This window comes from Thermodesulfobacteriota bacterium, from assembly GCA_034189135.1.
Classification (GTDB): domain Bacteria; phylum Desulfobacterota; class Desulfobacteria; order Desulfobacterales; family JAUWMJ01; genus JAUWMJ01.
Genome location: JAXHVO010000134.1, coordinates 1 through 15823 on the forward strand (window position 1 = coordinate 1; position 15823 = coordinate 15823).

Below are 15823 nucleotides of genomic sequence, written 5' to 3' on the forward strand. Positions count from 1 at the left end.
CCTGCTGGAAAGCCGATGATACTCCATCTTCTTCGTTGCCAAGGGCTCGCAGTAAATTACTACGGCTTCGCCCTTGGACGCCTTGAATCTGGGGCACCCTCGATTTTCGCTCAATTAGGGTGTTAGAAAATTATCTTAACGATTCGCTATTGCTGGAATTGTCATTTATAGTTTTTATGAATAAATTTTAGAGAGGATAATTATATTTTGCTAAAGGCAAGCTATACTCTTTTGATATTTTTTTATTTCCTTCTCGAAACAACTCTTCAAGCGGTTTCACCCACTCATCCATTTTAATTTTTGGTTTTTTTCCTTTTTTTATAAAGCTAACAAGCAAATTGTTAGCAGTTTTCCCAAATGGTAAATAATTGTTAAATGGGAGTCCCAGGAAACACTTTGATAGTATTTTTATATAAAGAAATTCCCTTTGAGAAGGACCTTTTCGTTCATGTTTATTGATAATTAAATCAAACGATTGCTTTTTATCAATCCCTATGAATGATGAAAGCTTTTCTATGAATAGTTCCTTGCTGTGAACGAATTCTTCGAATAACAATACTATTACATTGTTATATCCGAATAAATCAGAGTAATATTTTATCAAATTGTAATATTGTATTTCTGATAAATAGCTATGCTCTTTATTTTTAAGCATATATTGTATCCATTCTTTAAAATTTACAATGTATCCGGTAGGTTTGTCTAATTTTTCAATAATGCAATCAAAATTCAGATAATATGATTTAATAATATCAAGTTGATTCCTAATGGTTATAATTATTTTGCATGGATAAAATATGTTCTTTATTCTATTCGCCATTAACCCTCTATCGGTGCACTTTACAGTCGAAAATGTTTCTTCAGAAATAACAATCGGTTTATCTTGGGTGTTTTTCCTATAGGTATCTAAAATACTTTTAAGGCCTTTATGATCATACAATGTTGAGTCTTGAAGTGCTAAACGCCTAATCTCTTTTTCAAAAAGATTGTTCTTGTAAGGTCGGCCTAAATATGCAATTTGTTCATGTTGACTAAACAAATGGTCTTGCAAAGTTGTTGTTCCTGTTTTTGAATGGCCTATATGAACAAATATTTTTTTCATGAAATATGCTTGATATAATGAATACAGTTTTCAAGAAATGGCTTAACTTCAATAAACGGTAATTACCTCAAGATGTTCGAAATTGAATGTAAATTCCGAGCATGTTTACCAGATTGAATTTTATTTTTCAAGGTCTCTAATGTCAACACTTGTACAACCCACCGGAAAATGCTTAATTTTTGCAAAGTCGGGTTACCATTTGTAGAGTTTCACATTACTTATTTTGCATTTTCTGATTATTTCAAAATTGTTGTGTAATAGAATGAGACATTGCAAGATCAGGGCCTTTGAAGCAATTTCTGTGACATTGCAAAGTTTTTTTTAATACGCTTAAAGCATTTACCTGCTATAATTATAACCCGTTTATACGATTTGAATATATTTGAGCCTGTTTATTGTAATTTTATAAAAAGAGACACATTTCGTAATACTGTAATGTAAAAATCTACTTTTCGCAAAAAAAACATGGAGATATAATCAGAATGAACCTTCAAACTAAACCTGATATAAAATACAACGGTTTTGAACAGGGTCCGATCAGACCACCCAGCGAGTCCAATAGCCTGCTTATTCGTATAACCAGAAACTGCCCATGGAATCGCTGCACATTTTGCCCGGTTTATAAGGAAACGAAATTTTCTATCCGTCCCTTAGAGCATGTGAAGAAAGATATTGATTCGGTTTGCAGCCATGTGGAAAAAATTCAAAAATTATCTGATCATTCCGGACACCTAAATCGTAAAAATATTCGGCAGATCGCAGAAAAAATCGAACCGGATCAAATATCTGCCTTTAACGCGGCATTCAGCTGGGTTGCAGGAGGTATGAGATCAGTATTTATCCAAGATGCAAACAGTCTCATTATAAAGCCGGCCGACCTTATTGAAATATTAAGGCACCTGAAAAAGCGTTTTAGCCAGGTGGAACGTATCACATCGTATGCCAGATCGCATACCGTTGCCAGGATAAAAGATACGGATTTGGAGGCCATAAAGGAGGCCGGATTGAACAGGATCCATATCGGTCTTGAATCAGGTTCCAACCAGGTACTTAAAATGGTAAAAAAAGGGGTTACCAAAGAGACCCATATAAAGGCCGGTCTAAAAATAAAAAAGGCAGGGATGGAGCTTTCTGAATATGTGATGCCGGGACTTGGAGGAAGGAAATACTCCGAGATTCATGCCCTGGAAACGGCAGACGCGCTAAATCAGATTAATCCTGATTTTATTCGCTTGAGAACACTGGCAATTCCAAACGGTCTGGGTCTGTATGAAGATTATATGAAAGGTGATTTTGAAAAATGCAATGATGTCATGATGGCCAAAGAGATTCTTCTTTTTCTGGAAATGCTTGCCGGTATCACCAGTGTGATTAAAAGCGATCATATACTGAACCTGTTTGAGGAAATTGATGGTGTGCTTCCGGATGACAGGGACTATATGACAGGAGTGATTCAAAACTTTCTTTCCCTGGATCCGAACCATCGGGCTTTATACCAGGTGGGAAGACGACTGGGCATATTTTCCCGGCTGAGTGATATGGACAGTCCCCGCAGATTTGCCAGGGCGGAAAAGACATGCAGCGAACTCAACATTACCCTTGAAAACGTGGATGAAATCATTGACGAGATGATGAAAAGGTTTATATAAATAGAAAGTTTACCAACACCCTCAATAAGACGAATATAAAAAATAACAAAAATATCGATTTTTACGTTCAAAATGTGATTTAAAAGCCCATAACAACAGCCCGTTAACTTAAAAAAGGAGGTAATTATGAATCGATTTAAAGGGATATCGACCTGGTTATTGGTAATTTTAGCGGCAGCCGGGCTGGCTCTGGCCGGTTGTGCGGGTCCAAAACCCAAACCCGGAGAAGTCTTTTCTTGCGTAAAGGAGGGAAAGCTGGACAAGACCATCGCGCCTGAAGCGCAGCTTGAAGAATTCTCATGCGTTTTTAAAAATAAGTGGGGAAGCGAGGTACTGCACTTTAACGTAGCTATAAAAAATGTGAGCAATACGGATCAACGTTTTAAAGTGAACATCTTTTTAGATAATGGCAAAGCTGTGGGGGGCTTACTTCCAAGAAAGACCAAAAAGGGTCTGGTAAAACCAGGCCAGACCGCTAAATTTGTTTATCCTGTTAAAGGCATGGACAAAAAACCCAAGGCAATCATGCTAATTGTAAAAACAATGGGAAAGTAGAATCCGTCAAGCAAAAGTAAAGGAGGTTATTGATATGAAACGAGCAAGCATCATTTTATCTTTATGTATATTACTGGCCCTGGCAGGGCCGGTGGCTGCTAAAACAACATTTGTCAGCATCGGTACGGGTGGAACCGGCGGTATCTATTACCCTTACGGAGGAGGTGTGGCTGAGCTTTGGTCAAAGTATGTGAAGGGTGTAAAGGCTGTTGCAGAGGTAACGGGGGCCAGCGTTGAAAATGTAAAACTTGCCCATAAGGGCGAAACCGTAATTGGTGAAGTAATGGCGGACGCAGCAGTAGCCGGCTATAAAGGACTGTCCAAATTCAAGGGCAAAAAACACAATATTCTTACCATGGCTATTATGTACCCTAACGTGCTGCAAGTTGTGACTTTGAAAAAGAACGGAATCACAAACATTGAACAGGCAAAAGGAAAAAATATCAGCACAGGCAGCCCCGGCAGTGGTACAAACCTGATGGCTGAAGCCGTATTTAAAGCACTTGGCATTCCTCTGAAGTCTTTTAAGGACAGTAGACTTTCCTTTACAGAAAGCGCAAATGCCTTGAGAGACGGTACAATTGAAATAGGCTTTTGGTGTGTAGGGCCAGGTACAAGCTCTATTATGGATTTGGCAACTACCCATGATATCAGCATTATAGAATTTACTCCGGAGCAAGCAAAAAAGGTTGTTGAGTACAACAAAACCTATTCTGCAGTAGATTTGCCAGGCGGCGTTTACCGGGGAGTTGACGAACCGGTTCCTACAGTCGGGGTGATGAACGTGATTATCTGCCAGAAATCTTTGAATACAGATTTGGTTTACAATCTGTCAAAAGCGCTGTTTGAACATAACGACTATTTGTGCAAGATTCATCCCTTGGCTGCTTTTACCACACCTGAAAATGCAGTAAAGTACGCACCGATTCCAATTCATCCGGGTACAATCAAATACTTGAAAGAAAAGGGCATCGCAGTACCTGCAAGGCTGATACCTTAGATGCGGAAAATGACCAGACCGGGTGTTATAATTTTATCTTTAGTCGGCCTGGTATTTTCATTAATCCTGACCGCCTGGCTTGAGCCGGGCGGTCAGGAGCTGCGTATAACACCTGTAAAAGGGGGTAAACCATTGCTGGTTTTGCCTCTTGAACCAGGTGAACGCTTTTCCATCCATTATTATCATTCAGTGGAAAACTCACCCATATGGGAAGAGCACAGCCTGGATGAAAAAGGGCACATATATATTGAGGAAGAGCGTTATTTGAAATTTGGTGCAGGCATGGGCCGTATGCCGGGTGCTGGAAGGATGGTGCGACGAGGCGCTTATGAGGTTATTGAGGATATGCATATGCCAACCGGTAACTTTATATTGAGAGTGGGAAGCCCTGGAGTGGATCATACCATAATATGGAGAGGTGTAAGGAAAAACCTATCAAAGGTGGTTCCACATGAAGCTGTTCGATTTTCTGCAGAGCCGGTGAGTCTACTCTACAAAATGTGGCGATGTATAATCCCCCATCATGCTACCCCAGTTCTTAGGAGTGAATAATGTCTGAAAAAAATATGGCTGAAAACCAAGAAAATAATGAAAAAACTGATTCGGCAGACAGTAAAAAACCTGCTGATAGAAACCAGATACTGGTAAATATTATAGCCAAGATAGTAATGATTATAGCTGTCAGCTTAAGTATTTACCAACTTTACACCGCCGGGATTGCTGCACTTACCGCAATGGTTCAACGTTCCATACACTTAGGGGCCATCCTTTGTCTGACCTTTTTACTCAAACCAGCTTATAAAAAAGCACGAAAGGATAAGTTTACCTTCTTACTCTTTTTTGATTGGGCGCTGGTTTGTGCATCAGTTTATTGTACATTTTACATCTGTTACAATCTCACAGCCATATTTGAACGACAGGGAGACTGGCTGACAAGTGACCTGGTGGTCAGCATTATTGGTACGGTTCTGGTACTTGAGGCCTGCCGCAGGGTAATCGGTTTGATTATGACCGGTATATGCATTGCGGGCATCCTATATGCAATGTATGGGCCTTACATGCCGGAACTGATAATCCACAAGGGGTATAGTGTAGAGCGTATTGTTACTACGTTATGGCTTACCACCGAGGGAATATTCGGACTTCCTATTGGAGTGGCCGCTACTTTTGTGTTTGTTTTTGTACTATTTGGTGCAATTCTTGAAACAACCGGTGGGGGGGCATTCTTTATTGATATCGCTTATGCGCTTACCGGCCGTTTTTCAGGAGGTCCTGCCAAGACATCAGTTATCGCCTCGGGATTTATGGGTTCGGTTTCAGGTTCGGCAGTGGGTAATGTGGTAGCCACCGGTTCATTCACAATCCCAATGATGAAAAAAGTGGGATACAGATCGCATGTTGCAGGGGCTATTGAGGCCGCTGCATCCACCGGCGGTCAGCTTATGCCACCTATCATGGGGGCAGGAGCGTTCTTAATGGCCGAGTTTACCAATACAAGCTACCTTACAATCATCAAAGTGGCTTTGATACCTGCCATCATGTACTACATAACAGTGTTATTATTCGTACACTACGAAGCTCAGAAGTTCGGTCTGAAGGGGCAGCCCAAAGAGAGCCTGCCAAAGATCATGAAAGTAATCAAAGAGGGATTGCATTTTATTATTCCTGTATTGATATTGATTTATGTATTGGTGTCTAACTATTCGCCCATGATGGCAGGATTTGTTACTGTGGTGAGCACACTTGCAATCAGCATAACTGCAAACACTGTGCGATGGGCGGTGAATACCAATAGACTGCCAAGAGATGATTCACAGCGTATCAGCCTGGGAAGATTCGGACTTAATGAGTTTAAACTATTAATAAGGGCTCTTGAAAATGGCGCAAAGAACGCCATAATGGTCTCTGTGGCCTGCGCGGCAGCAGGAATAATCGTAGGTATGGTTACCCTCACCGGCATGGGGCTTAAATTCTCAAGCTTGGTTCTAGACCTCAGTTTTGGCATAAAAGTCCTTGCCATACTTTTGATAGGTGCTGCATCGCTGGTGCTTGGTATGGGGCTTCCCGTTACTGCAAGTTATATCGTATTGGCCACACTGGCCGGTCCAGCTCTTTTAGATATGGGGGTACCGATAATGGTCGCCCATATGATTGTATTCTGGTATTCGCAGGACGCCAATGTGACTCCACCGGTGAGCCTGGCAAGTTTTGCAGGCGCAGGGGTAGCCGGAGCAAATCCCATGAGGACCGCCTTTACTTCGTGGAAGCTTGCCAAAGGACTTTATATCATTCCAATAATTATGGCTTACAGACCTCTTTTAGGCATGGGCAAAAATTACGAATTAATGCACTGGGAGGTTGGGCTGACTATGATTATTACTACATTGGGCTTGATCGCCTTTGCTTCCGGTTTGGAACGATATTTCCTGCGTAAAGCAACCTGGCTGGAAACGATTCTTTTTTGGCTGGCTGCCGCCGGACTATTCTGGCCGCAATACTGGGCTGATGTTGCCGGTTTTATTGCATTTGTGAGTGCTGCTGTGCTGCAAAAAAGCTATGTTCCTCAAAAAGCACCCAAGATTGCCGCAGAGACATAGGTCGGTTCTTTTATACTGTTTGCCATAAATTTACATATCCGACTGGGCACAACGAAGCATGAAACCTAAGGTTCGACCGGGGAATCGCCTATTGGCCCGTTACCAGACTTAACAAATGAGATCGTTATCTTAACACGCTCCCTATCTTCTCAGATAAACCCATACAGGCAGAGACGATCAACGTCGCCGGGGGATTCTGTCCCCTGGGGCTGGCTTAAAATCTAACTGAAGTCTGCCTCAGGCAGACCGTACGTTCATTTCTAGATAAGATTGGTATGTCTGGTAAAGGGCCAATAGGCGATTCCCCGATCGAACCGAGCTAAGATTGAAAAACGACTGTTTGTTTCTAATGAATATATTTTAAAAGAAAAATTTTTAAAAAGATTTTCCATTTCCCTTGACATCTCTAAATAAAGTCAATACATGACCGACTTGTTTGGATAACAAGTTCGGTTTAATAACCGGATGCTCACATAAAAAGGGATTTTCCATGGCTAAACCAAAGTTAAAGGAACATATTATAAACAGGGACTGGTGCAAAGGATGCGGTATTTGTGTCGAATTTTGCCCCAAGAAAGTTCTTGAACTAGATGAAGAGGAAAAAGTATTTGCTGCAAGGCCAAAAGATTGCATCTGTTGCAGGTTGTGTGAATTCAGGTGTCCCGATTTTGCCATCGCGATTGAAACATTATAGGAATCGAGAATCTATTTTAAGAAAGAATAATATAACAGGAATCTTATTATGAGCAAAGATGTAAAATTTCTTCAAGGCAATGAAGTGTGTGTGGAAGCGGCCTTGTATGCCGGACTCGATTTTTTCGCCGGCTACCCGATTACCCCTTCCACTGAAATTGCTGAGCATATGGCGGTCAGGTTGCCGCAGATAGGCGGTAAATTTTTACAGATGGAAGATGAAATCGCATCCATGTGTGCCATTATCGGAGCATCGCTGACGGGACATAAAGTCATGACAGCCACCAGTGGACCGGGTTTTTCACTAATGCAAGAGGCCCTGGGGTATGCCGTTATGACAGAAATTCCCTGCGTCATTGTCAATGTACAGCGCGGGGGACCCTCAACAGGCCTTCCCACCAATGTGAGTCAGGGTGATATTTATCAGGCACGATGGGGCGCTCACGGAGATCATGCCATCATTGCAATGACAGCTTCAAATCATCAGGATGTATTTGAAACGACCATTACGGCATTCAATCTGGCCGAAACATACAGAACACCTGTCATTTTGCTTTTTGATGAAGTGGTGGGACACATGCGGGAAAGGCTGGTTATGCCGGAAAAAGGAGAAATAGCTCTGGTTGATAGGCTCAGAACATCCGTAAAAAAGGGTGTAGACTACCATCCATATCTGCCAAGGGAGGATGGGCGTCTTCCCATGTCGGATTTTGGAGGAGTTCACCGATACAATGTGACAGGATTATATCATGATATGTGGGGATTTCCATCCAACAATCCTGGAGTGGTTCAAGGGCTTCACCGGCACCTGGTGGACAAGATTAATAATAATGTCAATGAAATAGCCATTTACAAGGAGTATTACATTGAGGATGCGGAAACCCTATTGATTTCCTACGGGTCATCTGCAAGATCCGCACTTCATGTGGTTGAAAGTCGGAGACCAAGGGGGGAGCGGCTTGGCCTTTTGGAGTTGAATACGCTGTGGCCATTTCCCTATCAGATTGTGAGAGAAAAATGCGCCCATGCAAAGCATATCATTGTGGTTGAAATGAATATGGGTCAGATTCTCAGGGCGGTGAAAAGAGCGGTGGAGGATCCTGAAAAGGTGTTTCTGGCCAATCGTATCGACGGTGTTTTTATCAACCCGGAAGATATCAGGAATATAATTCGGTTCATTCAGGGGAAGGGAGCGTAGCAGATGGCAGTGCAAGATTATATTAGAGAAAGATTTTTTCCACACATGTGGTGTCCCGGATGTGGCCATGGTATTGTGCTGAACAGTATGATCAGGGCAGTTGAAAAGCTGAAAATGAACAAAAATGATATTGTAATGGTTTCCGGGATCGGATGTTCGGCAAGGATTTCGGGGTATGTTGATTTTCACACGCTACACACAATCCATGGACGTGCTTTGGCCTTTGCAACCGGTGTTAAAATGAGTCGTCCTGAACTGAATATACTGGTACCCATGGGAGACGGTGATGCTCTGGCAATCGGCGGAAACCATTTTATACATGCTGCCCGACGCAATATTGATATAACTGCCATTGTGATGAATAACCGTATTTACGGCATGACCGGCGGACAGTATTCTCCTTTGTCCGGTCACGGTATTCAGGCTACAACAGCGCCGTATATGAATATTGATCATGATTTTGACGTCATTGAGTTGGCCAAATCCGCCGGGGCTAGCTTTGTTGCCAGAACCACTACCTACCATGTTCAACAGATTGTAGATATTGTCCAGCAGGCCATTTTACACAAGGGTTTTTCGGTAATTGAGATTATGTCCCAGTGTCCGACTTATTTCGGTAGAAAGAATAAACAGGGAAGCGCGGTGGATATGCTCAAACGTTATAAAGAAAATACAACACCCATTGGTTCAAAGGCTAAAAAAGAAAACCCGGATCTTATTGAGCGTGGTGTTTTTGTACAAAAAGAGATGCCGGAATATTGCAGCGAATATGACAAGATCATTGAAATGGCGATGAAAGGGCATTAATCATGGAAAGATGTAGGATGGTATTTTCAGGTTCAGGAGGCCAGGGGGTAATCACCGCCGCAATCATACTTGCCGAAGCTGCCGTGCTATACGAAGATCTGATTGCAGTTCAGTCTCAGGTTTACGGGCCTGAGGCCAGGGGCGGTGCAACCCGTAGTGACATCATTATCTCTGATTCAAAAATAAATTATCCAAAGGTGATCCAGCCCAATGTGCTGGTTTGTCTCACCCAGGAAGCGTATAATAAGTTTTATCCCATAATCAGGCCCGGTGGGCTTTTAATTACAGACAGCCGCTATGTAAAGACACAGAGAAAAGCGGATGCCATGCAAAGAGAACTTCCCATGTATGAGACGGTGGTGGAAAAAATAGGCAAACCGATTGTGTTTAATATTTTTATGCTGGGTGTGGTGATAAGTATGACGCAGCTTGTAAAATCGGAATCGATTATGAAGATTCTTGAAACCAGGATTCCTTCCGGTTTTTTAGAGATGAACAGGCAGGCCCTTAATTTTGGAATAGCGATGGGGGATAAGTTTAGCAGCTGATTTTAATCAATTTTAGAATATTTTTCCCACATATCTTTTCCAGATCTTTTTCAGCTATTCCCATGTTTTTTATCTGATCAAGCTGACTGCCGGGCATACCGAATGGATAATCACTACCGAAGACAAGCCTATCCGGGCCGTATCTGCCAAGAAAATTTATAATTTCAAACCTTCCAGCCAGAGCGGTGTCCGCATAGATATTATCATCATCGAATATTCCTGCATTTAAAAGGCGATCAAAGCCACCGTTTAATAATCCGAGATGGGGTATGATCACCGGGGTCCTTCCTGCAACCCGTTCGATGAACGTTAAAGTTTGGCTGAAAGTCTCTTCAAGTACGATGGGTAGATTCTTAGCACAGATTGCATCTATCATTTCAGTACATCTTGGATCATTGTAGTGATACGAAGGCTCTCCTTCATGATGATGCCATTTGATGCCAAAAAAATCTTTTTCCAGGTCTTCAACAGCAAAATCGTTCCATACGAAATAATACGGGTAAATTTGATCTTCCCTGTGGTGGATTTCCAGCAGGTAATCGTGGGCATTGGCCCTGCATTTTTTCCATGTTTCGTTATCGTCAAAGTGCGATGAGTAACGGTAATAAATATCTTCCACAGGTGCATACAGACAGGCGCCAACTATTCCAGCTGAATGAAGCAAAGGTTCGATATCTTCAAAAGGCTGTGATACATGCTGAATGCCGCAATGTATGTGACTGTCAATGATATGCATACTATCCATAAATCGAATTGAATTTGGTATGCGTGATGAGCATTTACTGAATTATCGAAGAAGATTCAAGTACCAGTGAATAAGCATGGGACCGTAAAAGATATATAAAACAGAACCGATTGCCAGAAAGGGCCCAAAGGGGATGGCCAGCTTCATGTTTTTTTTAGTCAGCAGCATAAAGATCATTCCTGATACAGTACCGACTGCGGATGAAACAAAAATGGTAAACAGCACACCTTTCCAACCCAACAGGGCTCCGATCATTGCCAGAAGTTTGATATCGCCTCCTCCCATTCCATCTTTTTTGGTAATAAGATTATAGAGCCATGCAACGAGAAGAAGACTTCCACCGCCTGCCAGAATACCGATAAGAGAATCGATGTACGTGACTGTGGGAAGGGCAAATGATGCTGCAAAGAATACAGGTATGCCAGGAATAGATATCACATCCGGTATGATGCGATGATCGATATCGATGAGCGTAATAACAATCATAGCTGAAATAAAGGCGAAATATATAAGTCCTTCGATTGTAAAGCCAAATTTGGCAAATACGCAAAGGGCAAAAGAGCCGGTTATCATTTCAACCAGAGGATAACGAAAAGATATGACTGTATCGCAGTGTCTGCACCTGCCTTTAAGTAACAAATAACTTAAAATGGGGATGTTGTCGTAAGCCCGAATCATATTCTCACATGCAGGACACATGGAACGCGGGTGCACAATCGATTTAGAAGCAGGCAGCCTGTATATGCATACATTTAAGAAACTTCCGATACATGTGCCGAATATAAATGCTATAATTTCAATTAGATAGTTATGCATATATAAGTTTATGTTCCCTGTGATTTAATTCTATCAAATAAACCAGGTTCTATGGTGTTTATCCGTATATAGCACCGAAACTATGGTAACCATTGATCTTGTATGTACTTATTCTGAATCGCAGAATATCGAATATGGAATATCGAAGGACTCCCTTCGTGATTCTATATTCAGTGTTTTTTAATTATTGCCACGTAAACTTAAATAGGTTTTGTAAAAAAATCAAGATAGATATTGTAATGAAGCATTTCTGTATTATTTTATAGCTTTTAAGACCTTTGTAAAAAGGCACTTATTCCACAATTTTTGCATCAGGCTTAAAGTCCGCTAACTTCGACTTGGACTTAAATAAGAATTACAATTTTTCGAAGGTCTTAAATTTTGCACCTTATCCGACTCGCTGGTGTTGAAGCCGATGAAATTTAAAAAAATAAATAAAAACCGGAGATATAATGGCTAAAACTGATAAAGATGATCTAATAAGTTTAATTGGTGAGGATGAAAAGCATGAGGACCTGCCTAAGATACTTCCCCTTATGCCTGTGCGTGATATCGTGATTTTCACTGATATGCTTTTACCCCTTTTTGTAGGTAGGGAGAAATCTGTTCGAGCAGTAGAAGAGGCGATTGCAAATAGCGGGTTTTTGTTTTTGGCAACTCAAAAGGATCCTGGAATTGAAAACCCAAAGGCAGATGAAATATTTTCTGTTGGCACTATCGGTCGAATTTTGCGTGTATTAAAACTTCCTGATGGCAGAGTGAAAACACTTGTACAGGGCATTGCCAGAGCGAGAATTATCAAATATGTCAGGAAGAGATCGTTATATCGTGTTCAGATCGAAATTATTAAAGAAAATCCTGTTGAGGAAATCAACATCGAACTGGAAGCTCTGATGAGGAATGTGCGGGAAAATTCCATAAGAATTTTGACACTTCGGGGAGAGATGACCGGCGAAGTCGAAACTATCCTGGAAGATATTAAAGACCCTGGAAAATTGGCCGATCTTGTCGCATCGAATTTGAGATTAAAAATTGAAGAATCTCAGGTTTTGCTTGAGATTCTGGATTCCGTAAAGAGACTGAAAAAAGTAAACGATTTTTTATCGCGGGAAGTAGATCTGTCTGCGATGCAGGCCAAGATTCAGTCTAATGTTAAAGATGAGATCTCAAAAAATCAAAGAGATTACTTTTTAAGAGAACAGCTCAGAGCGATTAACAAAGAACTTGGAGAGCAGGATGAGAGAACCGAGGAGATAGATGAATACAATAAGAAGATAAAACGAGCAAGAATGCCAAAAGATGCTGAAAAGGAAGCGGCCAAACAGCTAAAGCGAATGGGGCAGATGCATCCTGAATCTGCAGAGGCTTCGGTGATAAGAACATATCTAGACTGGCTGGTTGAAATGCCGTGGAATAAAAGCACCAAGGACAAAATAGATATTAAAAATGCAAAAAAAGTATTGGATAGAGATCATTATGCACTAAACAAAGTTAAAGAACGTATTCTTGAATATCTTAGTGTTCGTAAACTCAATCCCAAGATGAAAGGGCCCATTCTTTGTTTTGTGGGTCCTCCAGGTGTGGGGAAAACATCCTTGGGCCAGGCGATTGCAAAGGCTTTAAAACGAAAGTTCATTCGAATCTCACTTGGCGGCATTCGCGATGAGGCTGAAATAAGAGGACACCGCCGTACATATATCGGCGCTCTGCCCGGGCGAATATTGCAGGGATTAAAGCAGTGCGGGACCAATAACCCTATTTTTATGATGGATGAAATAGACAAGCTTGGATCTGATTTTCGCGGAGACCCTTCTTCAGCTCTTTTGGAAGCGCTTGATCCGGAGCAGAATTTTGAATTCAGCGATCATTATCTAAACCTTCCCTTTGATCTTTCAAGGGTCATGTTTATTCTTACGGCAAATTTAACCGATACCATACCATCAGCACTTCTTGACAGAATGGAGGTGATTCCTCTTTCCGGGTATTCCGAGGATGAAAAAAATGTCATTGCCAGAACGCACCTTATCCCACGTCAAATCAAAGAAAACGGCTTAAGGAGAAAATGGTTGTTTGTCAGTGACGGTACTTTGAGACAGGTCGTCACAGAATACACCTCAGAAGCCGGTGTGAGAAATCTGGAACGCGAGATCGGTAAACTATGCCGCAAAACAGCGCGAAAAATTGCCGAAGGAGAAAAGGGTCCATTTAAAATAACCAGGAATAATTTACACAAGTATCTGGGCGTTCCAAAATATATGCCGGAGTTGGATAAAGAAAATAGCCAGGTCGGTTTGTCAACCGGTTTGGCATGGACCCAGGCCGGTGGTGAAGTGATGTACATAGAGGCATCTTTAGTGGGCGGAAAAGGAGAATTAATAATCACCGGGCAGCTTGGAGATGTCATGCAAGAGTCTGCGCGTGCTGCGCTGAGCTATGCCAAGGCAAACATCACCTCTCTTCAAATCAAAAAGAATGTTTTTGAAAATATGGATATGCATATTCACGTACCGGCAGGAGCCATACCCAAAGACGGGCCTTCAGCAGGTATTGCAATGGCGGCCGCACTAATTTCTACCTTGACCGATAAACCGGTGAACAGCGGGGTTGCCATGACAGGGGAAATTACCCTGCGGGGAAGAGTACTTCCAATTGGCGGTTTGAAAGAAAAGGCCCTTGGCGCTTTGAGAGCCGGGATTCATACTATAATTATACCTGAAAAAAATAAAAAGGACTTGGCTGAAATTCCCATGGGCGTAAAAAGAAAAATTAAATTTATACCTGTAGGAAAAATGGATGAAGTACTTTCGATTTCGATAGAAAAGCAAACCAGAAAAACCAAAAGAAATCATAGCCGCTCACGACTTGACACTTGAAATTGGAAAGTAGAAATTAGGAAGAAATGCCCCAGGTTTTACCTTTGGCAACCCCGGGTAAGATCCAGGTGCAACTGTGAACCGTGAACTGCGAACCGGCGAATGTGAACGGTTATAGGCATGAATGACAAATTTCTATCTTGTAATATCAGCGTTCCGTGAGCGTTTACTAAATTAACTTATGAAGATACTTGCCGTTGATACAGCTACAAAAAGTTGCAGCGTTGCAATCGTTGATAAAGAAACCCTGCTTGCTGAAATGACGGTGGTCAATGAGCAGACCCATTCAAAACATTTACTTGAGATGATACGCGTCGTTATAAAGCATTCGGGTGTTAGTATTTCTGATTTGAACGGATTTGCGGCCACACGTGGACCCGGGAGCTTCACAGGGCTGAGAATCGGCATTGGTTATGTAAAAGGCTTAGCAACAGCCCAGGAAAAGCAAATTGCAGGGGTTTCAACTCTGGAAGCTCTGGCAAGGCAGGTGTCATTTTTTCCATATCTTATTTGCTCTCTTATAGACGCGCGCAGAGATGAGGTGTACTTCTCAAGGTACAGATACAGAGACGGAAAATTAATAAAACAGGATGAAGAGCAGGCCGTTACTCCTGTAGATGCGCTTAATGGAATCAGTGAGCCGTGTATATTTGTTGGAAGCGGAGCTGTTGCATATCAAAAGGTGATAAAAGATAAGCTGGGTAAATACGCCTATTTCGCTCAGGCTTATGAAAACACAATTCGTGCTTCTACGGTGGCGCGTTTGAGTATGGATAAATTTGAGAATGATGACACATATGATGCGGAGACATTTGTACCAAACTATATAAGAAAATCGGATGCCCAGCTTAAATTGCAGGGGAAAAATCCTTGAGACTTATCTTTTAAATTTGTGTGGTTTTATACGAAACAATGGCAAACGTACCCGTTTGAACGATAGCTCCGTCCCGGATGGTTGGGATCTGGGCTTGGCTTCGACAGGCCCAGGTTTAAGTTTCGAAATATTTAATATATTCATACGGTTAAAATATTACCTATCTTGATTTCAAATAAAATTGGATATTTTGGAACCGGCTGTTACCATTGCATTTTTAAAAATGGGTTTCCTGGATAAAGACATCAGGGTAACCGCATTTGGTTTTTTAAGGATTTAGCCGAGCTAGATTAAATTGCGTAAGAAAACAGTATGTTATAACATGCTGAAATGATAAGAAATATCTAGACTTTTGTCTTAAAGTAT

General features: G+C 41.6%; 14 protein-coding genes. 11 read left to right on the forward strand and 3 right to left on the reverse strand.

Going from position 1 to position 15823, the window contains the following annotated elements; all coding sequences use genetic code 11:
* Positions 1-187 precede the first annotated feature (187 nt).
* Positions 188-1102, reverse strand: coding sequence for a sulfotransferase domain-containing protein (locus tag SWH54_19770; protein MDY6793508.1), 915 nt, complete (start codon positions 1100-1102; stop codon positions 188-190).
* Positions 1103-1584: 482 nt separating this feature from the next.
* Here SWH54_19770 and SWH54_19775 point away from each other — a divergent pair, with 482 nt between their 5' ends.
* The 9 genes from SWH54_19775 (at position 1585) to SWH54_19815 (ending at position 10149) form a co-directional block, all read left to right on the forward strand.
* Positions 1585-2751, forward strand: a complete 1167-nt coding sequence (locus tag SWH54_19775) for a radical SAM protein (protein MDY6793509.1) — start codon at positions 1585-1587, stop codon at positions 2749-2751.
* A gap of 126 nt (positions 2752-2877) precedes the next feature.
* Entirely contained in the window at positions 2878-3306 is a 429-nt protein-coding gene (locus tag SWH54_19780) for a hypothetical protein (GenBank protein ID MDY6793510.1), read from the forward strand.
* A gap of 34 nt (positions 3307-3340) precedes the next feature.
* Complete coding sequence (locus SWH54_19785) at positions 3341-4306, forward strand: TAXI family TRAP transporter solute-binding subunit (GenBank protein MDY6793511.1); 966 nt, start codon at positions 3341-3343, stop codon at positions 4304-4306.
* Positions 4307-4315: 9 nt separating this feature from the next.
* The gene (locus tag SWH54_19790) at positions 4316-4858 is read left to right on the forward strand and encodes a DUF1850 domain-containing protein (protein MDY6793512.1); all 543 of its coding nucleotides are present in this window, start codon (positions 4316-4318) and stop codon (positions 4856-4858) included.
* Positions 4858-6903: a TRAP transporter permease gene (locus SWH54_19795; protein MDY6793513.1), complete on the forward strand. Its 2046-nt coding sequence runs from the start codon at positions 4858-4860 to the stop codon at positions 6901-6903. The genes SWH54_19790 and SWH54_19795 overlap by 1 nt, the downstream gene beginning before the upstream one ends.
* 490 nt (positions 6904-7393) lie before the next feature.
* Positions 7394-7597, forward strand: a complete 204-nt coding sequence (locus SWH54_19800) for a 4Fe-4S binding protein (protein MDY6793514.1) — start codon at positions 7394-7396, stop codon at positions 7595-7597.
* 48 nt (positions 7598-7645) lie between these two features.
* On the forward strand, positions 7646-8794 hold the full coding sequence (locus SWH54_19805) for a 2-oxoacid:acceptor oxidoreductase subunit alpha (GenBank protein ID MDY6793515.1): 1149 nt from the start codon (positions 7646-7648) through the stop codon (positions 8792-8794).
* A 3-nt stretch (positions 8795-8797) separates the two neighbouring features.
* Positions 8798-9601, forward strand: coding sequence for a 2-oxoacid:ferredoxin oxidoreductase subunit beta (locus tag SWH54_19810; GenBank protein MDY6793516.1), 804 nt, complete (start codon positions 8798-8800; stop codon positions 9599-9601).
* A gap of 2 nt (positions 9602-9603) precedes the next feature.
* The gene (locus SWH54_19815; protein MDY6793517.1) at positions 9604-10149 is read left to right on the forward strand and encodes a 2-oxoacid:acceptor oxidoreductase family protein; all 546 of its coding nucleotides are present in this window, start codon (positions 9604-9606) and stop codon (positions 10147-10149) included.
* Here the strand turns inward: SWH54_19815 and SWH54_19820 are convergent.
* Positions 10139-10885, reverse strand: a complete 747-nt coding sequence (locus SWH54_19820; protein ID MDY6793518.1) for an amidohydrolase family protein — start codon at positions 10883-10885, stop codon at positions 10139-10141. The genes SWH54_19815 and SWH54_19820 overlap by 11 nt on opposite strands.
* Before the next feature lie 51 nt (positions 10886-10936).
* Positions 10937-11710 carry a prepilin peptidase gene (locus SWH54_19825; GenBank protein MDY6793519.1) on the reverse strand — a complete coding sequence of 258 codons (774 nt, stop codon included), beginning with the start codon at positions 11708-11710 and terminating at the stop codon, positions 10937-10939.
* 452 nt (positions 11711-12162) lie between these two features.
* Here SWH54_19825 and lon point away from each other — a divergent pair, with 452 nt between their 5' ends.
* Positions 12163-14583 (forward strand): endopeptidase La, encoded by a 2421-nt coding sequence (gene lon, locus SWH54_19830; GenBank protein ID MDY6793520.1) that lies wholly within the window; start codon positions 12163-12165, stop codon positions 14581-14583.
* A 181-nt stretch (positions 14584-14764) separates the two neighbouring features.
* Entirely contained in the window at positions 14765-15457 is a 693-nt protein-coding gene (tsaB, locus tag SWH54_19835; protein ID MDY6793521.1) for a tRNA (adenosine(37)-N6)-threonylcarbamoyltransferase complex dimerization subunit type 1 TsaB, read from the forward strand.
* Positions 15458-15823 lie beyond the last annotated feature (366 nt).